The sequence below is a fragment of the Micromonospora sp. NPDC048830 genome (assembly GCF_043198215.1).
Classification (GTDB): domain Bacteria; phylum Actinomycetota; class Actinomycetes; order Mycobacteriales; family Micromonosporaceae; genus Micromonospora.
Genome location: NZ_JBICUP010000015.1, coordinates 13,800 through 32,822, shown reverse-complemented (window position 1 = coordinate 32,822; position 19,023 = coordinate 13,800). Strand labels below are relative to the sequence as shown.

General features: G+C 69.9%; 18 protein-coding genes. 11 read left to right on the top strand and 7 right to left on the bottom strand.

The window, feature by feature from the left end:
- Window positions 1-291: 291 nt before the first annotated feature.
- From ACGFIZ_RS15295 to ACGFIZ_RS15265, 7 genes are all read left to right on the top strand, one after another.
- Window positions 292-1,089 carry a DUF6545 domain-containing protein gene (locus ACGFIZ_RS15295; RefSeq protein ID WP_393419590.1) on the top strand — a complete coding sequence of 266 codons (798 nt, stop codon included), beginning with the start codon at window positions 292-294 and terminating at the stop codon, window positions 1,087-1,089.
- A gap of 366 nt (window positions 1,090-1,455) precedes the next feature.
- Complete coding sequence (locus ACGFIZ_RS15290) at window positions 1,456-2,256, top strand: transposase family protein (protein ID WP_393419588.1); 801 nt, start codon at window positions 1,456-1,458, stop codon at window positions 2,254-2,256.
- 469 nt (window positions 2,257-2,725) lie between these two features.
- On the top strand, window positions 2,726-3,325 hold the full coding sequence (locus tag ACGFIZ_RS15285; RefSeq protein ID WP_393419586.1) for a hypothetical protein: 600 nt from the start codon (window positions 2,726-2,728) through the stop codon (window positions 3,323-3,325).
- Window positions 3,326-3,375: 50 nt separating this feature from the next.
- A complete protein-coding gene (locus ACGFIZ_RS15280) occupies window positions 3,376-4,083 on the top strand; it encodes a tryptophan 2,3-dioxygenase family protein (protein WP_393419584.1) in 708 nt (235 codons plus the stop codon).
- Window positions 4,080-5,237 (top strand): aminotransferase class V-fold PLP-dependent enzyme, encoded by a 1,158-nt coding sequence (locus ACGFIZ_RS15275; protein ID WP_393419581.1) that lies wholly within the window; start codon window positions 4,080-4,082, stop codon window positions 5,235-5,237. Before ACGFIZ_RS15280 ends, ACGFIZ_RS15275 begins: the two co-directional genes overlap by 4 nt.
- Window positions 5,234-6,532, top strand: coding sequence for a tryptophan 2,3-dioxygenase family protein (locus ACGFIZ_RS15270; protein ID WP_393419579.1), 1,299 nt, complete (start codon window positions 5,234-5,236; stop codon window positions 6,530-6,532). The genes ACGFIZ_RS15275 and ACGFIZ_RS15270 overlap by 4 nt, the downstream gene beginning before the upstream one ends.
- Window positions 6,533-6,750: 218 nt before the next feature.
- Window positions 6,751-7,215 (top strand): hypothetical protein, encoded by a 465-nt coding sequence (locus tag ACGFIZ_RS15265; RefSeq protein ID WP_393419577.1) that lies wholly within the window; start codon window positions 6,751-6,753, stop codon window positions 7,213-7,215.
- Here ACGFIZ_RS15265 and ACGFIZ_RS15260 read toward each other — a convergent pair.
- The 4 genes from ACGFIZ_RS15260 to ACGFIZ_RS15245 all read right to left on the bottom strand — a co-directional run bounded on the left by ACGFIZ_RS15260 (window position 7,185) and on the right by ACGFIZ_RS15245 (window position 10,461).
- Window positions 7,185-7,469 (bottom strand): cold-shock protein, encoded by a 285-nt coding sequence (locus ACGFIZ_RS15260; RefSeq protein WP_393419575.1) that lies wholly within the window; start codon window positions 7,467-7,469, stop codon window positions 7,185-7,187. The two genes, ACGFIZ_RS15265 and ACGFIZ_RS15260, sit on opposite strands and share 31 nt — an antisense overlap.
- Before the next feature lie 494 nt (window positions 7,470-7,963).
- On the bottom strand, window positions 7,964-9,295 hold the full coding sequence (locus tag ACGFIZ_RS15255; RefSeq protein WP_393419573.1) for an MFS transporter: 1,332 nt from the start codon (window positions 9,293-9,295) through the stop codon (window positions 7,964-7,966).
- Window positions 9,292-9,816 carry a MarR family winged helix-turn-helix transcriptional regulator gene (locus ACGFIZ_RS15250; RefSeq protein ID WP_393419571.1) on the bottom strand — a complete coding sequence of 175 codons (525 nt, stop codon included), beginning with the start codon at window positions 9,814-9,816 and terminating at the stop codon, window positions 9,292-9,294. Before ACGFIZ_RS15250 ends, ACGFIZ_RS15255 begins: the two co-directional genes overlap by 4 nt.
- A gap of 387 nt (window positions 9,817-10,203) precedes the next feature.
- Window positions 10,204-10,461 (bottom strand): hypothetical protein, encoded by a 258-nt coding sequence (locus ACGFIZ_RS15245; RefSeq protein ID WP_393419569.1) that lies wholly within the window; start codon window positions 10,459-10,461, stop codon window positions 10,204-10,206.
- Window positions 10,462-11,051: 590 nt separating this feature from the next.
- On the opposite strand from ACGFIZ_RS15245, the gene ACGFIZ_RS15240 reads away from it, so the two are divergent.
- Complete coding sequence (locus tag ACGFIZ_RS15240; protein WP_393419567.1) at window positions 11,052-11,483, top strand: hypothetical protein; 432 nt, start codon at window positions 11,052-11,054, stop codon at window positions 11,481-11,483.
- A 234-nt stretch (window positions 11,484-11,717) separates the two neighbouring features.
- Here the strand turns inward: ACGFIZ_RS15240 and ACGFIZ_RS15235 are convergent, their stop codons facing one another.
- Window positions 11,718-12,647, bottom strand: a complete 930-nt coding sequence (locus ACGFIZ_RS15235) for an SDR family NAD(P)-dependent oxidoreductase (RefSeq protein ID WP_393419565.1) — start codon at window positions 12,645-12,647, stop codon at window positions 11,718-11,720.
- Window positions 12,648-13,284: 637 nt separating this feature from the next.
- On the opposite strand from ACGFIZ_RS15235, the gene ACGFIZ_RS15230 reads away from it, so the two are divergent.
- Genes ACGFIZ_RS15230 through cphA form a run of 3 tightly spaced genes read left to right on the top strand, consistent with a single transcriptional unit; the run spans window position 13,285 to window position 16,792 of the window.
- Complete coding sequence (locus ACGFIZ_RS15230) at window positions 13,285-13,569, top strand: hypothetical protein (protein ID WP_393419563.1); 285 nt, start codon at window positions 13,285-13,287, stop codon at window positions 13,567-13,569.
- Window positions 13,509-14,138, top strand: a complete 630-nt coding sequence (locus ACGFIZ_RS15225; RefSeq protein WP_393419561.1) for a cyanophycinase — start codon at window positions 13,509-13,511, stop codon at window positions 14,136-14,138. Before ACGFIZ_RS15230 ends, ACGFIZ_RS15225 begins: the two co-directional genes overlap by 61 nt.
- Window positions 14,135-16,792: a cyanophycin synthetase gene (gene cphA / locus ACGFIZ_RS15220; protein WP_393419559.1), complete on the top strand. Its 2,658-nt coding sequence runs from the start codon at window positions 14,135-14,137 to the stop codon at window positions 16,790-16,792. Before ACGFIZ_RS15225 ends, cphA begins: the two co-directional genes overlap by 4 nt.
- A 138-nt stretch (window positions 16,793-16,930) precedes the next feature.
- Here the strand turns inward: cphA and ACGFIZ_RS15215 are convergent, their stop codons facing one another.
- On the bottom strand, window positions 16,931-17,503 hold the full coding sequence (locus ACGFIZ_RS15215) for a hemerythrin domain-containing protein (protein WP_393419557.1): 573 nt from the start codon (window positions 17,501-17,503) through the stop codon (window positions 16,931-16,933).
- Window positions 17,496-18,713 carry a hypothetical protein gene (locus ACGFIZ_RS15210; protein ID WP_393419555.1) on the bottom strand — a complete coding sequence of 406 codons (1,218 nt, stop codon included), beginning with the start codon at window positions 18,711-18,713 and terminating at the stop codon, window positions 17,496-17,498. Before ACGFIZ_RS15210 ends, ACGFIZ_RS15215 begins: the two co-directional genes overlap by 8 nt.
- Window positions 18,714-19,023: the final 310 nt, after the last annotated feature.

Below are 19,023 nucleotides of genomic sequence, written 5' to 3'. Positions count from 1 at the left end.
CGTCTGCCCCAGGGACCCTTAACCACCAATCTAAAGCATTTGCGACAAAGACCATGACTGAATACCTTTTGATCGGATAGTGGCAGATTTGGCACTTGCGCGAGACCCAGTAAACTGCTTGTGGCCTCCATCGCCCGTCCAGCAATCCGGGAGGGAGCATTGTTCCTCGAGCGAAGGGCAGTCTGCCGACAGCTACGCCGGCTTAACCTCCCCGAGCCGCCTGCCCCCTACACCGCCGAGGCGTGGTGCGCGCTCATCGCGGCCCACCGTGGCCAACCGATCCGAGTATCGGTGCAGAACTTGGGCCCCGACCTTCCTGCCGGCCTTTTAATCGAGACCGAGGGCACCTACGCAATTCTCGTCGATTCGGCGCGCCCGACTGTTATGCAGTCACATTCAATCCTGCACGAGCTTGGCCACATCCTCCTCAATCACACCGGCGACGCAACCGTCCGCGTCGATGAACAGGAGGAACGAGAGGCCGAGATCGCTGCGGATCTGTTGGCTCTACGACTCCAGCGGGCTGCTAGGGGACGCCGACGCAGACGGATATCAGCGAATAGAAACAAGCCCCTTGACGTATGCATTCGCCGCCTCAACCAAACCTCCGACGATTTGCACCTCACCTGGCTCTGGAGCCTGCTGCGCAACCGCCTACCGGAGATATCGCTCAGAGGCCCGCGATCCCAGCACGACTTGCCAGTAGATTTCCACACCTCTAGCAGCCGGTACCGAGTCGTCATCGAAATCCACGATGGCCTCCACCAGCTTCAGACCCGACACGTCGATAACGTTCGGCTTGCAGCGATTGCTCGCGCTCATCGATACATGGTGGATCCGGATGAAGCGGAACTCATCGGGGAAGCGACCGCGATTGCCTACGCACTCGCTAGCCGGACGGAGGCGCCCACACAACAGAAGAGTGAGTCGACTCGTCTTTTGACGAGTCAGACGATCACCGATTGGGAGGTTGAGGCTGCGCGCCTTGCCAAGATCGCTCGATTGCTCTTTATCTCTCCGATCGTCAGCGCAGAGCTTGCCCGGCATTCGGTCTCTCGGCCGCCGGGGCTGGTTCTAACTGACGGTTAATTGGAGCGAAGCCACTGTGCTCGCATCCTTCCCGCATAGCACGTACAGGTCTCGAGCGGCCGAGGCCCGTCGGCGTCAACCAGACAATCGCCTGTTGCGGAGACTCGATCCAACACAGTCCCCAGAGGCTGATGCAAGTACTTCCGGCGGGTGTCCTCGGAACACCCCGCATGGTGATCGGAAGATTGAGCTGATCTCAGCGACGCGAATGTGTTGATTGGTGCGACACGGATGAAGGCACTCAGGCCGGACAGTGCTGGAAGTGGACGTGAGGCCCTCGGTAGGTAGTTCTCACCACAAGATCACCCACACGGTGAGGACCCCCGTGATCGCCTATCGTGCCATGGTCGACGTTCCGAGGGACTCGTGCGGTACCTCGGCCGGCTGCTTGCCGCGGAACGCCGAGCCAAGGGGACACGGCGCGGCACCCGCGCGTTGACCTGCTTCTACCAGGCGCTGCTGGTGCTGGTCTGGTTCCGCAAGGCCGAGGACGTGACCCTGCTCGGCGCCGGGTTCGGCATCTCCCGAGCGACCGCGTACCGCTACCGCGACGAGGGCATCGCCGTGCTCGCCGCGCAGGCGCAGGATCTGCACGCCGCGCTGCGTCGAGTCGCCGACGACGGCTGGTCCCACGTGATCCTCGACGGCAAGCTGTTCGACTGCGACCGGCTCACCGAGACCACCCTGTCCGTGAAGGGCGAGACCATCGACGCCTGGTACTCCGGAAAGCACCGAGACTTCGGCGCGAACATCCAAGCGATCATCCGCCCGGACGGGCTGCCGATCTGGACATCGGCGGCGATGCCCGGGCACCTGCACGACACCAGCTGCGCCCGCGAACTCGGGGTGACCGCCACGCTGAACTGGTCCGCCGCCGAACTGGACCTACCCGCCCTGGCCGACTCCGGCTACGAAAGCGCAGGCCACGGCATCAAGACCCCGGTCAAGCAGCCCACTGACGGCAGCCGACTCGCACCCGACAACCGCGCCTACAACCGGCTGTTACGCGGGCTGCGCTGGCAAGGCGAACGCGGCTTCGCCATCCTGATCGGGCGCTGGAAAACGCTACGCCACACCACCGCCAGCCCACGCCGGATCGGCGACGTCGTCGCCGCCGCACTGCACCTGACTCATTTCGAGTACAAGTACCTACCCGAATCTTATTGAGATCGCTTCATTGCCCTGTCACAGGCAAGCAGCCCGCCGCGCGGAAACTGATTGTCCGGTGCCCGGTCGCGCAGGCCGCTCCTTGCGCCCGCTACGCACACGCCCGGCAGCGTGACCTTCACCCCCGTGCGCCCGCCACGTGTGGCCTGGCGCGGGTGCACGGCCTCCGCCCCCGACAGTATCCGCAGGTCAGCCGCATGTCGCCAAGGCTGATTGCGGCAGGGCTGTGCTGCTAGAGCTAGCCGGAAATATGGACACCGCGCAGGCGGGCATGCTGAATTGATCCCACTGATGAGACCGCCAACCACAGCGTAGGCACAACAGTTTTGTAAGCCTGCCGCCCAACGCGGGCAGGATGGCCGACCGCGCACTGAAACAGGTTGACACAATGATTCTTTTGCCTTTTCCATCGCGGATTATGCCGCGTTTGTCGCGCCGGTCGTCCGCAGTAAGGTCGGGCCGGTCAGCGGTGGCCGTGCTGTGCAGTCTCGGCGTCGCCGGGCTGGCTGCGGCAGGGTGTACCCCGACTGGCGACACGCCCGCCCCCACTGCCGGCGCGACGTCGTCCGCCGGGGCAGGCCACCCGACCGCGGCGGCCACACGCCCGTCTCCCGCGGCCTCCTACCGGCCGGTCAGCGGGCTGTGTACCCGCCTCGACCTGCGGGCGGTCGCCGACTTCGTCGGGCAGGTCGGCGCCCAGCAGGACACCTCCCGCACGACGGGCAGCTCCGCCAGTCTGGCGTGCTCGGTCACGGTCGGGCGCCTGCCCGAGGGTGTCGTGGTGACGGTACGAGCCGACATCGGCGCGCCCGACTCTGGTCGGCTGATGTACGAGGGCCTGCGGCAGGCGCAGCAGGGCAGCGGCCCGGTCACCGAGCTGGCCGGTCTCGGCGCCGCCGCCTACACCTACACCGACAGGGTCACGGGCGTCACGGTGGTGACCTACGACGCCAACCTGTACCTGACTGTCACCGCCGCGCCGCTACGGCTCGGGGCCGACCTGCCCGGCGACCTGGCCGCGGGACTGACCACCGCCGCGACCTCAGCCCTCACCGCCCTGCGCGCCTGAGGTAACCCCGCCCGTCAACGTCCCGCACCCGACTGTCTGGAGGCTTTCACATGACCACGTCGTCCCTGCCCGCGGTGCTGCCGGGAACCGGCGCCACCGACTACGCCCGCTACATGCGCACCGAGGAGTTGCTGGCCCTGCAGAAGGACCCGGCAGACTGGGTGCACCCCGACGAGCTGCTGTTCCAGATCGTGCACCAGAGCACCGAACTGTGGCTCAAGCTCACCCGCTCCCACCTGTCCCGCGCGCTCGCGCATCTCGACGCGGGACAGGCGGGCCCGGCGGAACTGCTCGTCGACCGGGCCGCGGAAGCGCTGCGGCTGATCACCGAGCACCTGCGCATCCTGCGGTCCCTGCCCCCGGCGCACTTCGCCGTCATCCGCCCCGTGCTGGGCAACGGGTCCGGGTTCGAGTCCCCCGGGTGGCGGCTGCTGCGCTCGGCGACCACGGAGCTGGACATCGCGTTCAGCCGGCTGCTGTCCTCCCTTCGCCTGACCCCGGCCGACCTGTACCGGGGCCAGCCGTCGGACCCGCTGTACCGGCTCGCCGAGGCGCTGGTGGAGTTCGACGAGCGGATCGCGTTGTGGCGGTGCGAGCACTACAGCGTCGCCACCCGCGTCATCGGCCACGGCGTGCTCGGCACCCGCCACACCCCGGTCGACAGCCTCGCCAGCCTCATCAGCCATCGGCGTTTCCCGGCGCTGTGGGAGGCCCGCACCGAACTGACCGAAGCGTCCTCCCGGCGGGTGGGGCCGTGACCGCCGCGACCCTGGCCCGGCCCGCGTCGCTGCGGCAGCGGCTGGCCGCACCATCCGACGTCGCTCACCTGGCCGCGTGCAGCATCGCCCCGCGCACCCTCGACGTGGACCAGGCCATCGCCCGGATGCTCGACGACGTGTCCCGGCCGGGCTTCTGGCAGGCGTGTGAGGAGCAGGTGGCCCAGGCCCGCCGACTGTTCGCCCAGCTCATCGGCGCCGACGTCGACCAGGTCGCGATCCTGCCCAACGCGAGCATCGCCGCGCATCAGGCCGTGTCCGGCCGCCGGTGGCGCCGCCGCCGCGAGATCCTGACCACTCCCGCCGAATTCCCCGGCATCGCGCATACCTGGCTGGCCCGGCCGAGAGCGCGGGTGCGCTGGTGCGGCCCGCCCGGCGCAGCGGTACGCACCGCCGACTACCTGTCGCAGATCACGCCCCGCACCGCGCTGGTGTCGGTGCCCGCCGTCACCTACCGCGACGCCATCCGCCTCGACGTGACACGCATCGCCGACGCCGCGCACTCCGCCGGCGCGGCGGTGTTCGTCGACGCCTACCAGGCCGCCGGTGTGATGCCCCTCGACGTCGACACGCTGCGGTGCGACTACCTCGTCACCGGCACCGGCAAGTACCTTCTCGGGCTTCCCGGCCTGGCCTTCCTCTACGTCCGGCATCCGGACGGACCGCCACCGACGCTCACCGGCTGGCTCGGCCGCACCGACCCCCACGCGTTGCGCGCCACCGTTCTGGACTCGCCGGCGCACGCCCGACGCTACGAGACCGGCACCCCCGCCCCAGCCGCCGTGTACGCCGCCGTCGCCGGACTGTCCCTGGTCGGCGGCCTTGACCTGCGGCGCGTCCGCCACCACACGCAGCGGCTGATCGCCGCGACCGCGCAGCGGCTGGCCGCCCAGGGCGAGGTCGTGCGGCTGGCCACCGACGCCGACGCGCAAGGCGCGCACCTGGCGCTCGTCGAGCCGCGGGCGGAGGCGATGGCGGCCTGGCTCGGCCACCGCGGGATCGTCACCGCGCCCCGCAGCGGTGTCCTGCGCCTAGCCATGCACGCCTACACCACCGGCGAGGACATCGACGCTGTGTGCGAGGCGATCGCCGCGTACCGGTGCCGAAGCCGCACCCGGCCGGGAGCAGCCCGATGAACCCCGAACCCCTGCACCGGTGGCTGACCCAGCCACGGCCCTGCGCACAGCGCTTCCCCTACGACACGGTCATCGACGCCTACCAGCACCACGGCAAGCAGTTCCTCCCCGCCGAATGGACGACGCTGCTGCGTGCCACCCGGAACCGCCTGCCCGAACTGCCGGCACCGACCGGCAACCTGGCCGCGTTCCTGGACGTCGCTCTCGACAAACCCGACGGCAGGTACGACTACCGCACCTACCTGGCCCTGCCCCTGCTGCCCATACCCGACCCCGACGAGCGACCACAACCCGCGGAACGGCTGTTGGCCCGCCGCGACCACCTGCACGTCGGCCTGCTGACCGACCTCATCAGCTTCGAACTACGCGCCCTCGACAACACCGGCGCGCCGCTGCCCCAGCTACGCCCCGACCCGACCGTGGTGACCAAACGCCTACGCCACGCCGTCCGCTCCGCCGCGCCCGCACTGCGGCGGCTCAGCTTCGACATCCCCTCCACCGACAACCCGGTCACGACCGCCCGCCAGGTAGCCGCGGCGGCGACCCTCGACCTTCACCCCCGGGACCGGCTCACCGTGCGGGCCACCATGCTGCCGGTCTCAACGGTCCACGACGAGTGGATGTTCATCCGCGTCCTGCAAACCTTCGAGCTGACCTTCGGGCTGCTCGCCGTGAACCTCACCGCGGTCGCCGCCGCCGTCCACGCCAGGCGCCTGCCCGCAGCCGGCACGCGCCTTTCCTTCGCCGCCGCCCTCCTGCGCGACATCGCACCGCTGTGGTCCCTGCTGGCCACCATGCAACCAGAGGCGTTTCACACCTTCCGCGCCCACACCGACGGGGCCAGCGCCATCCAGTCACGCGCCTACAAGCTGATCGAGTCGCTGTGCCGCACGCCCAACCCGCAGCGCCTCAACTCCGCCGCGTACCTGTCCGTGCCCGACGTGCACGCCCGCATCCGCAGCGGGCAGCCCACCATCGACGACGCGCTCGACGCCATCCGCGCCGACCATCGCGCCCTCGCCGAATGTCCGATCCTGGCCGACGGGATGCAGCAGTTCACCGCCGCTGTGCACCAATGGCGGCGCACCCACTACCGCCTCGCCGTGCGGATGCTCGGCACCCACCGCACCGGCACCGGCGCCACACTCGGCACCCCCTACCTCCTCCACAGCCGCGACGCCGCCGTCTTCAGCGACCGTGACCCCAGCCCCGTCCAGCGGCGGCCACCGATGACCGCAACGACAATCCCGCCACAGGCCCTCACAGCATCAATAGGCAGCCGGAACCTCTCCTGACCGGCAACTGGAGCTGGGTCAACAGCTAGCCGATGACCCCCACGACCTTCCTGGAGTCGCTACTACGACACCAGCCAACCAACCCCGGCCTTCCGCCCGGACGTACTGCCTCGCATCACCGCCGGCCACCTGATACCCGGCCGCAAGCCCTCACCGCGTCAGCACGCCGACGTCCCCCCGGCCGCTGCCGCCACACCCCACCAACCTCGGGAGGACACATGCCCACGCGTACACCCGCCAGCGCCCGCCGATGGCTGACCCGCCCTGGCGCGGCGGCCGTCACCCTGGCGACCGTCACCGCCGGCCTCGTCGGCGCCCCCACCCTGGCCCAGGCCGCTGGCTGCCGAGCCGCCCCATACAGCGCCAAGTTCGGCGCCGCCGACGCCTTCATGCAGTACGACAGCGTCGAGATCATCAGCTACCCCACGTACCCCAGCTACTACCGCACCACCAGCCAATTCGCAGACATCCAAATTCGCAACACCGGCAACGGCACCGACTACGGCCCGTTCGACGCCTGCATCAACTTCTACGGAGGCGCCACCTGCAACTACTGGACACACGTGCCCGTCGGCCAGTGGCGCAACCTCGCCACCAACGTCAAGGACGGCACCAAGTTCTACGTCTGGGTCCGCATCGACATGGGCAAGTACTACGGGTTCACCGCCGTCGGCGACTGGTGAACGCCGCCCGGGCCGGGCAATAGGGCGATGACCTCGACCGCTCGGGCGGGGTAACCGTCCTGGCCCGGAACTTCGTAGTGGCATCGCACCCGCTGACCCTGTGCCAGGCTCCGGTATTCGGTCGGCCCGGCGACAATGTGCCGGTAGTGCACCCAGACGGTCAGGCCGACGTGATCGAGAGCGACAGTTCCCCATCCCTCTTCGTTGTGCCAGGTCTTCACCACGCCGGTGTCCTGCAGGCCCTGGTCGCTCATGCGGCACTACGGTACTGATCCGGCGGGGCCGGGCGCGGTATCTGCCGTGCCCGGCCCCGCCGGATTCAGGCCTCTGGGTCACACCCAGGTGATGCCCTAGTTCCGTTGAGTGGTGAGCGTGCCGTTGCCACCGCCGTTGACGTTGCGCCGGAAGGCGAACGTGATGATGGTGTGGGTAGGCACAGGTGTTGGTGAGGCTGCCCCGGCTGCCAGCGGTAGCGGCAGGCTCTTGACCCGGGGCGCCGTCGGCTGGCTCTGTCCCGGCTCGTGGCACCGAGGCGTTGCCGCCTTCTCCGGTGCGCGGGCCGCTGGATGGACCGACGCAGATCACTGCACCCGCGGCCGAACTGGTGACCCGAGGCCAACGCGGCCGCTCGCAAGGAGGTCGCGCTGATCGACGCGGGCCGGAAATCCTGCTTCCGCCGAGGGGCTTGAACTGCGACTGGTGGGGCGGGCTCCAATGGGTTTCACCAGTGGTACGGGTGCGTCGACAGCTAGGCGTCGGTGCGCAGCCGCCTGGCTGCGGCGGCTGCTGCAGCGGGCAGGATGGCGGCGGTCACCAGCGCGGCGGTTGGTCCCCAGGGCTGCCACAGTGCCGCGCACAGCGCGGTGCCGCAGCCGCCGCCGAGGAAGATGGTGAGGGTGAGCAGGCCGATTGCACCGCCGCGTGCGTCGGCTGCGGCGCGGGTGGTGATTTCGGCGGTGAGCAGCGTCTGCGCGACGGCCGAGGCCGTGAACGCCGCGGTGGTGGCCACCGCGACCGCCGAGGGTTGAGGATCGAGCGCGGTGTAGCACAGTGCGACGGCGAGCAGCAGGCTCGCAGCGGCCAGCACATGGCGGGCGGGCACACGGCGCGCGACGCGGCCGGCCACCCGGGCCAGCACCGCGGCGATCACGGCACCGGGTAGCAGGAGCACACCGATCTCCGTCGTGCTGTAGCCCTGCCGGGTCAGCAGGTGCGGGGCTGCGTGGAGGACGGCGAACAGGCCCGCGTACACGCCCGCTCCAGCGGCAGCGGCGCGCCGGAACCAGGCGGCGGACAGAATCCCGCGCGGGAGGAACCCGTCGCGACGCGCTCGGGTGCGCGCGGCCAGGCCGAGGGCGGCGACTGTCGTGATAGCGGCGACGCTGGCGATGGTGAGCACGCTGGCCTGCTGGGCAGCGGTCTGCGCGGTCAGCAGCAGTCCTGCGGCGACGGCCGCGAGGAGTCCCGCGCCGAGCCAGTCCGCCCGTGCCCGTCGCGGCAGGCAGGCGGTGAGCGGCCAGCACAGGGGGATGACGACGATGGACAGCACCGGCAGGACCAGCGCTGCCCGCCACGTCCAGTGGGTCGCCGCCGCGCCGGCCAGCGGCGCGGTGGCGGAGAACCCGGCGAGGCAGGCGCCGAAGGCAGCCAGCGCGGCGGGGCGGCGGGCGTCGGGCAGCCGGGCGGTGCCGGCGAGCGCGGTGGCGGTGATCGCCCCGGAGCCCACCGCCAGCAGGACGCGGCCGGTGACCGCGGCGGCCAGGGTGGGCGCGAGGGAGCAGGCCAGGGTGCCGCACGTCAGCAGGGTCGCGGCGATGAGGAGGATCGGGCGGCTGCACCACAGGTCGATGAGGCGTCCGGCGGTGACCGCGCCGACGCCGATGCCCGCGGCGTAGGCGGTCAGGATCCAGGCGAGCGCCGGACCGCCGACGTGTAGATGGCCGGCGGTGTCGGGCAGCGCGACGGCGGCGGCGCTGACGCCGTAGACGGCGGGCCCATACAGGGCGCCCAGCCGCCACCCTGGGGCGGACGTGGGACGGGCGGCGCTGCGGGTGGTCGGAGTCGTGGTCAGCGCGGTCACCGAATGCCCTCCTCACCGGCGATACCGTCGGTGCGGTGGGAACGGTCGGCCAGGACTTTGAGCGCCTGGGCGAAGTCGTCCTCGGGTGGCATGCCGGGAGCGGCGAACAGGTCAGCCTGTCGGGCGTCGACCTGCCGCCGCAGCATCCCCGCCAGCGCCAGCCCTGCCTGCGTGGGTCGCACGACCACCCGTCGGAGGTCATGCTCGTGTTGCTCGCGACGCACGAGGTCGCGGTCGCTCAACAGGCCGAGCGCGTTGGTGAGGGTGGCCCTGGCGATGCCCACCTCGACGGCGATGTCCCGAGGCTCCACCACCCGCCGGGCGCAGACGAGCATCAGCACGTCGTAGGTGGTCCAGGTCATGTCCGCCTCCCGCAGCACCGTGCGCTCCAGGTGGGCGCGGAGGGTGTTGGCGGTGCGGCACAACTGCGCCACCGCGTCAGCCTCGGGCCGGCGTGCGGCGCACCCGTTGACCGGCGGCCGGTAGACGCCCGCCGCCCTGCGGCGGGTAGCAGGGTTCACCGCGACCACCTGCGATGTCGAGGACGGCGAATGGTCTGCCGGTCGCGGCGCCGGCCCCGGTCACCGCCGCGGTCGGCTGGCGACGGCGGCTGCGGCGTCGGCCCGCGTTGGGAATGTTCGCTGCGCATGGGTGATCCCCTGTTCATCCGTGCGAATGTGGTCCGGTATGCGGCCTCTGGCCTCACCTGATGGGCCTTGGGATTGGTCTCTGTCAGCGGTGCCGCGTCGTCGTGAGGCCGGTCGCCCGGGCTGCGGTGCGGACTGACAGGTCGTCGCACCCGCAAGGCGCCCGTTCGGCTGCCGCAGGCGGGCGAGCTGCTCGGGTGGGTCGGCGGCGGTGCGGACGCGCGGCGGTGCGGGTGGCTCCCACACCGCCGTCGCTGTGAGTCAGGGTTGTTGCTGCGGGTTTTTGGCCGGCGGTGGCGGCGCGCCGAGGGCGGCGTTGACACGCTGGCCGAGCAGGCGCAGTTGGTGGTGGACGTCAACCAGCGCCGCGCGGCGTGAATCGGTGGGCTGGCGGGCCGCCACGTCGACGAGAACACCGATGTCGTCGCGCAGCCGGTCCAGACCGCTGCTAACCGCGGCCAGCGGCGCAGCGAACGCGGTCCTCGCGCTGATGCGACGCCGTCTGCGTATGCGTCGCACCGCAGACCCTCGCCGACCCCGCCGGGAAGCACCCTCGGCCGGGTCCGCCTGCCGTTGTCTGATCACGATCCGCTTCTCCTCGTCCTCGCGCGCCAGGCCGCGCCGCCGTCGGCCCAGGCCGCCGACAGGGGCACCGGGCTCAAGCGGTTGGCCTCCTGCGGGGTGGGGGGACCGGCGGCAGGGCCCCTCTACCCGCCCGCCGGGTCCCCCCGCTCACCACCCCACCCCCACGGGGGTGAAGGGTGGGATGGTGGGCTGGGCAGCATGCCCCGTGCGTCCGCCTCCCCTGGAGGCACGCCGCGCGGCACCGGCCGCCGTCACAGCGACGCGGCCAGATTTGTCGGCGCCGCCGCTGCGTTGGGCCAGATGGCACCATGCCCGTGGCAACGACGCGTCCCCCTCTGAGCGCCGCCGCCCGCGCATCGGGACACCATGTCGCGCACGGCACCCCGATCCGCTACGCTCCAACCAACTTCAGTTCGAGTCGAACCGAACCGCAGTTGCCGAAGTGATACCGAGAGCTAAGCACGTATCGCCCACCAGCGTCAACCATAGTTCGCGATAATGCCAACCACAGTTTGGAGGCCTTCGTGAGTGACACGCCTGCCGACCAGGCCGAGGAAGTCACCTCCCGGCTGATCCAGACCCGGCTCCGCGAACTCTTCCAAGCCAGCGACGAGGACCGGCCGCCCTACACGGAGGCCGAAGTCGCCCGGGAGCTCACCAGGCGGGGACACCGCATCACCGCGGAAGGCATCCGCAACCTCCTACGGTCGCCCCGGATCAACCCCAAAGCCACAACATTGCGCGCCCTCGCCGAGTTCTTCGGCGTCCCCGCGGGCTACCTTCTCGGCGACGACGAACCCGAACCGGCGAGCCGCGAGGTGCGGATCATGGCCAGGTCCTTCGAGAAGCTCAACCCCAGATCAAGGAAGAGTCTCGCCCGGGTCATCGACGAGTTCCTGCACCTCGAAGAAGCCGCACGCGAAACCGGACCCAACCCCTCGCACCCGAACGGATAAGCGGAGGCCCGCCCAACGCTCCGCCGCAAGACCGGGGCCCGTCGCTACCCGCCACCCAACCCTGCATCTGAAGCCGCCGACCTTATCGAGGCGGGGTCGGAGATCGACGACGAGCGGAGCGTCCGACAGTGGGAGCTCTGCTGGCCGGCTCCGGCGCGTTCTCGTTGGCCGTTGCGCCGGTGTTTGTGGCGCTGGCTGCGGCGCGGAGCATCCTGCGGGGCGTCATGCTGGCGGTCAGCCTGGGGTCGGTCGATTCCTGCGTGCTTGCGCCACGCTGAGCCACTCGCCGAGCTGGCGACGGACCCGGCTGCGGCGGTATCCGCCGTGAACCGCTCCGGCTGGTGGTGGATCGAACAGCGATCCCGCTCCGGGTGCGGCTGCGGCTGGCTTGGTCAGGAACGTCGCGCTCCACCGGGCGACTAACGACTCGGTGGCTCGCGGTGCCAGCCGGTGGGCGAGCAGCGCCAGGTGTGAGACCACTCCGGTTGTTACCTGCCTGCGGGGGCGGCGGGCGCACGCGAGGATTGTGGCAGCGAGACGCTCAGGTGCGTACGCGGGCGGGATAGCTCGTAGTTGGCGGCCCGAGTGGTTGGCGGCCCGCTCGAAGAACGGCGTGTCGACCGGCCCGGGTAACACGAGGCAGACCCGTATCCGAGGATGACGGGCGACCGCCTGCTGAAGGTTCAGGGCCAGCCCTCTGATGGCGAACTTGGTCATGGAGTAGAGCGGGACCAGCGGGTTCGGGAACACTGACAGCAACGACCCGAGGAGCACGAGGGTCCCGTTTCCCTGCGCTTGGAATGTAGCTAGGGCCGCGCGGGCGCACAGCGCGGCGCCGAATACGTTGGTGTCCACCAGCCGGCGAAGCTCGTCGGCCGATTCAGAGCCCAACGGCCCGGCAATGCCGACGGCCACCGCTTCGACCCAGACGTCGATGTGCCCGAACCGTTGCACCGCCAGCCGGGCCAACCGCTCGACGGCCGCTGGGTCTGCGATGTCGGTCGGCACGACCAGGACCTGTCCGCCTCGTGCTCGGCAGTCGTGTTCCACCTCCGCAAGCGCTTCTTGGCTGCGCGAGGCGAGTACCAGCCTGGCCCCTTCGGCAGCGAACGCCAACGCGGTCGCGCGGCCAATTCCACTCGACGCCCCCGTGATCAACACCACGGCGTCACGGAACGTTCTACTCCTGATCATCACGCCTCCCGCAACGCAGCAGTACGAGACCGCCATCTACCCACGGGCGCGACGATCACTCCGAGGGCGTATCACGCTGCCTGCCGAGCCGCAGCGAAGCCGCTGGGAAGGCCAGAAGACGTGCTGATCGTCGCCGGCTGATGGCCCAGCTCTCCATGCCCTGAAAAGCTGGTCAACTCGAACGCCGCGTCCAGGGCCTCCGCCACGACCTGCCACGCTGACCTCCCGCCCAGGCCGCACCCAAACGTCGGATCGCGCCTGGACAGGCAGAGGAAGTTCGGTGGACGCACCTAAGACCTGCCATGCCAGGCGCCGGCGGTCACCTTCGAGCGAAGGCGGCTTACCAGCCGAGCAGGGTTCGAGTTGGTCCTCGATCGCATGGCACCGGACGAAGGCGAGCGAGTTCACGGAGCCGCCTCGTCGACTGGCTGGCGTCGCGGTGTGGCTCGGCTACGGGATGTGCCACGTCCGGTTATGGAGTATCAGCATCCGCAGCGGGTACCCGGCCGCCGCTCGGAGTTCGCTTCGGGCGGGTGGGGTCGATGCTGACGTGGCGCGGTCCGCTCGCGTCGCGCTCGACTTCGGCGGGACATGGAAAGGGTTCGGGATGGCCGAGACGGAGGGCAAGGCATTTCGTGCCTTTCGGCGACTGGTCATCATCGGCGGCAGCGAGGGAAAGGCGCGAGACGATTCCGAGATCCTGAAAAGGTTCGTTCGGATGGCGGGCGGGGGTCGGGCACGCATCGTGGTGATCAGTACGGCAAGCGCCGAGGCCGGCAGGGTGGATGCCGGATACGTGCGGATTTTCAAGACGCTGGGCGTTGAGCAGGCATGCCCCCTGCGACTGGAAACCCGGGAGCAGGCGAACGGGCCCCGGCCGAGCACGTCCTGAGGTGGGCCACCGGTGTCTACTTCACCGGTGGCGACCAGTTCCGGATCGCGGCGCTGCTCGGCGGGACCCGGGTGGACTCGGTGCTCCACGCGCGGGTGACGGATGGCCTCGTACTGGCCGGCACGAGCGCCGGAGCGGCGATGATGTCGAGCACGATGGTGCTCGGCGGCGAGGGTGCCGGTGTGACGACCCGGAGCGTCCGGACCGGCCCCGGCATGGAATTCCTGCCTCGGGTGTTGATCGACATGCACTTCGCGGAGCGGGGGCGGCTCAATCGCCTGTTGAGCGCGGTGGCTCACTTTCCACACGAGCTCGGGCTGGGCATCGACGAGGACACGGCGATCGTCGTGGAGGGCGACCGCTTCGAGGTGATCGGCAGCGGCTCGGTCACCGTGGTCGACGCCGCACCCGCCGAGGACATCCGGGTCCCGGCCGACGGGGACGGGCGGATCGCGCTGATCAGCGGGCGGCTGCATGTGTTGCCCGCCGGTTACACCTTCGAACTGATCGATCGAAAGCCGGTCATCGTTGCCAGCGCCACTCGTGTCGACCCGGGCAGGGAGTCATGAAGATCCTGGGCGGACGTCGGCTCCGCGGCCCCAATGTCTATCTGCATCGCCCCGTGCACGTGAGTCGGCTGCATTTGCAGGACCTGACGGAACGGGAAAGCAGGGACTTCCGGAGTTTTCCGGGGCGGCTGCTCGACATTCTGCCCGGCTTGGCGGAGCACCACTGCGCCGCGGGCAAGCCTGGTGGCTTCGTCACCCGGCTGCATGACGGAACCTACTTCGGTCATGTTGCCGAACATGTCACGATCGAGTTGTCCACCCTGATCGGCCGTCCGGTGAACTTCGGTCGCACGATTCACGCCGGCGAACTGGGCCTCTACGACGTCGTGATCGAGTGTCCCGCCGACGAGCCGATGAAATCTCGGATGCCGGACGAGTTGCTGGAAGCGGGGGTGACGCTGATCCGGCGCGTACTCGGCAAGCAGGATCCCGGTCACGAGCCGGTGCTGGCGGCGCTGCGTTCGCGGTACGCCGAGGAAGCACCCGGGCCGAGCACGGCATCGATCATCCAGGCCGCTCGCCGCCGCGGGATTCCGGTGGAGCGGGTGGACGATCTCAGTCTGCTGCGGCTCGGCCAAGGGTGCCGCTGGCGGCTGGCATGGGCGGCGATGACCGATGGGACCAGCGCGATCGGTGTTGAGATCTGCGGTGACAAGGAGTTGACGCGACGTCTGCTGGACGAGGCCGGCATCCCCGTGCCGGCTGGCGGTCGAGCGGACTCCCTGGCCGAGGCGCTGGACCTGTTCACCGAACTGGGCGGTCCGGTCGTGGTCAAGCCGGTCGACGGCCAACAGGGCCGGCACGTGTACCTCGGGCTGACGACCCGGGAGTCGGTGGCGACGGCCTTCGCCGGCGCCGGCGGCAGGGTGGTGGTGGAGCGCCAGGTCGAGGGCCGGGACTACCGGGTCCTGGTGGTGGCCGGCAAGCTCGCCGCAGCGGCGGAGCGGGTGCCGGGACACGTCGTCGGCGACGGCGTCAACACCGTGCGGAGCCTGGTGGAACAGCTCAACGCCGACCCGCGGCGCGGTAACGGCCACACCAACGTGCTGACCCGGCTGCGGCTGGACGACGTGGCGACGAAGCAACTGCGGCAGCAGGGCTTGACCGAAGCCAGCGTCCCGGCCACGGATCAGGTGGTGTGGCTACGCGACACCCCCAACCTGTCCACGGGTGGCACCAGCATCGACGTGACGGACACCGTCCATCCGGAGGTGGCCCAGCTGTGCCTGCGGGCTGCGGCGGTGGTGGGCCTGGACATCGCTGGTATCGACCTGCGCCTGCCGCACATCGCGGAGCCGCCACCGGCGGACGGTGGTGGCGCGGTCATCGAGGTGAACGCGTGCCCGGGGCTGCGGATGCACCTGGCCCCCGCCGTAGGGCAGCCGCGGGATGTGGGCCGCGCCGTGGTGGACGCCATGTTCGCCCCCGGCGACGACGGGCGAATCCCCACCGTCGCCGTCACGGGGACCAACGGCAAGACGACCACCGCTCGCCTGACGGCCCACCTTTTGACCGGTTCCGGCCTGCGGGTCGGCCTCGCCAGCACGGACGGCATCTACGTGGACGGCCGGCTGGTACAGCAGGCCGACGCCAGCGGCCCGCGATCGGCGCAGGCGGTGTTGGGGGACCCGACGGTGCAGGCGGCGGTGTTGGAAACCGCCCGCGGTGGCATCCTGCGCAAAGGACTGGGCTACGACTGGACCGACGTGGGGGTGCTCACCAACATCACCGCGGACCATCTCGGCCAGGACGGGCTCCACACGGTGGAGGACATCGCGCACGTCAAGGCCCTGGTCGCCGAACGGGTACGCGACGGCGGGACCCTGGTGCTCAACGCCGACGACCCCCAGGTACGCCGGCTGGCCGCCGCTCCCCGGGTCCGCGCGGCGCACAAGAGACTCGCCTGGTTCACGCTGCGCCCCGACAGTCCGCTGATCCGCGAACACCTGGCCGGCGGTGGCACCGCCTACGCCCTCCACGGCGGCCACCTCGCCGAACTCGTCGGCGAGCGGCGGGTGCCGCTGCTGCCCCTGGCGGAGCTGCCCGGCGGCTTCAACGGAATCGCCGCCCACGTGACCGCCAACACCCTCGCCGCCGTCGCGGCGGCCCGAGCTGTCGGGGTGCCGGCCGACGTGGTCAGCGAGCACCTGAGATCGTTCGACCCCGCAGCAGGCAACCCGGGCCGCGGCACCCTCCTGCGCTTGGACGACGTGCACGTCCTCGTGGACTACGCGCACAATCCCGCAGCCATCGACGCGACCACCCGCACGCTGCACCGGCTCTGGGGAGCCGACCGGTGCGTCGTGACGGTGACCCTGCCCGGAGACCGCCGCGACGACCTGTTGGCCGACTGCGCGAAGGCGATCGCGTCCGCCTCCGATCGGGTGGTGCTGTACCCCGACGCGGACCTGCGCGGACGGTCACCAGGAGAGGTGACCAGCCTGCTGCGCCGGGAACTGACCGCCCGGAACCCGGCAGCGCGATGTCTCGAAACCGCGGACGTGGCGGAGGCGTTGAACGCCGCACTGGCCATGGCCCGATCCGGCGATGTGGTGCTCGTGCTGTACGAGAAGCTTGACCCGCTCTTGTCGCTATTGCGGGCGATGGGCACCGTTCTGGAGCAGGAGCCGCTCCGGCTGGGCTCCCTGCCGTGACGGCCCTTCTCGCTGTAGGGCTGCGCCGGCAGGCGCTCGCCGAGCCTCGCGGCTGGCTGCAGGCATCACTTGTTTGGGAACCTCACAACACTGTGACGGTGGACCAGAACTGAGCTGGCATGGTTCCCTCAGCCGATTTCACTCGGCGGGTCGGTGGGCCGCGTCGCGGATCTTGTCCGTCACGGCGAGGGCGGGGCCGAGGGCCAGGTTGGCCTTGGCCGACTGCGCGGCGGGGTGCGGGCGGGTCGGCGCCGCCGCCTCGGCCGCACGGACCGTTGCGGCGAGCGCCCGCAGCCGGTCCGCCGCCACATGCTGGCGTAGCAGGGGAAACTCCTGGCGTTCCTCGTACCGGGCGTGGCGGAGCACAGCGTCACGCAGCAGGATCACCCCGGTTTCGAAGCCGCCAGCGTCGACCCCGCCGTCGATCAGCGTCTGCAGGGTTTCCTTGGCGCGACGTTCCTCGTCGAGGCGGTCGTCGACCATCGCGTCGCCGCCCCCGCCGGGTAGGGTCCGGGCCAGCGGGTGCAGCACTTCCTCCTCGGCGGTCTCGTGGGCGGCGAGCAGCCGGGTCAGGTCGTCGAAGGCATCTCGCCGGGTTTCGCCGTGGCTGCCGATGACGAGGAGGAACAGTTCCTCGATCCGGGCGTGCTGGGCCAGCAGGAGGTCGACCATGTCCTGCTCGGGGCCGTTGGTGGCGGGCGCGTCAGGCACGACGGCCCCCCTCCGCCACCCGCAGCCCTTCGACCGGGTGAGGGCCCTCGGTCTCGATGCGGTACTCCTCGCCGAAGCGCTCCCGGTGCATCTCGATGACCTGCTCGCTGGGGGGCTGCTGGCCGCCGTGGACCTGCTGCTGCATCCACTCGAACCGTGCGTGTGCCTCCCGTACGTAGCCCTCGCCGAGTTTGGTCAGGTCGATCTGGGTGGCAAGCAGGTGCCGCAGGTACTCCTTGTTCGGCTCGAAGGACAACGGCTCGGGCAGCCCGACGTTGCCGACGATCTCTTCCGGCTCCCGACCGTCGTGGCGGCGCAGCAGGTCCGCGGCCTGCTGCAGGTGTCCGAGCTCCATCTGAAGGTGCAGCTCCCATACCGCCTTGACCTTTGGGTCGGTCTCCTGCTCAAGGAAGGAGTAGTAGAGCCAGCATTCGTTGTAGTCGTGGGTGAGCAGCCGCTCCCACCACGTCTCGCCCGGGTCCACCAGCGACTCGTAGTGGGTGACGTGCTCCTGCTCGATCAGGCTGATCTCCTGGTAGAGCTGCCGGGCGATCGGTTCCATGTATTGCGGGCCGACGTTCATGTAGTAGAACATCACCTGCTGCTCGGCCGACAGGATCGTCAACGCGTTCAGCTTCGAGCGCGGGTCGACGCTCGTGCGGTCGTAGGGGGTACGGACCTCGTCGAAGGGGTGCCGATGCTCCTGCACGGTGGGTCGCCCCGGCATCACCTCCGTCAGCCCGTCAACGATCTTTTCGGCCTTGCGTCGCTCGACCATCTCGTAGAGGTTGGCGTAGCGGTAAAGGTGGTCGAAGTCCTCCAGCACGCCGAACTCGTACGCCTGGCGCAGGTAGCCGTCGGGCTCGTGCCGGGCCACCCAGGCGGTGAGATCGACGGCCACCTGCTCGTAGCCGAGCGTCGTCTCCAGCACGCTGGCCACCCCGGGCAACAGCCAGTTCACCACCCGCTGCTGCTGGCTCTCCAGATGGTTCACGTACGCCAGTTGGCGGCGCACCTCCTGGTCCGGGCAGTTGCGGGCGAACTGGTGCAGGAAGATGACCGCCTCCACCTCGACGCCGTTCATCGTGATGATGCGGCACCGGGTGTACGGGTCGACTGCCTCCGCGTCGATCGGCACCACGTCGAGTTCCCGCCAGTTGCGAACCTGGCCTTCCAGGGCGATGCCCTTGTGGTCCAGCGGATTGAACATCGTCTCTCCATTCGCGGCGGGATGCACCCCTGGTCTCCACCCCGGCGTCGGACGTTGAACCGACCAGATGCGGCCTATCGGATAAAGAGTGCACAGGCTGGAGGAGTGCCGGGAGGTACTGGGGGAAGAACTACCCCAACGTGCTGGCGGGCGACCGCTCGCGCCGACGCATCCGTCTGCCCGCGAGTTGCGTCGGTACCAGCGACAGCAGGTTGACTCGGGGATCGTTGACGGGCGGGCATGTTGGCGAAGGCGTGCATCGCCATCCATGACAGCATCGGGCGATTCAACGGGCGAGCGTCGGCGGCGG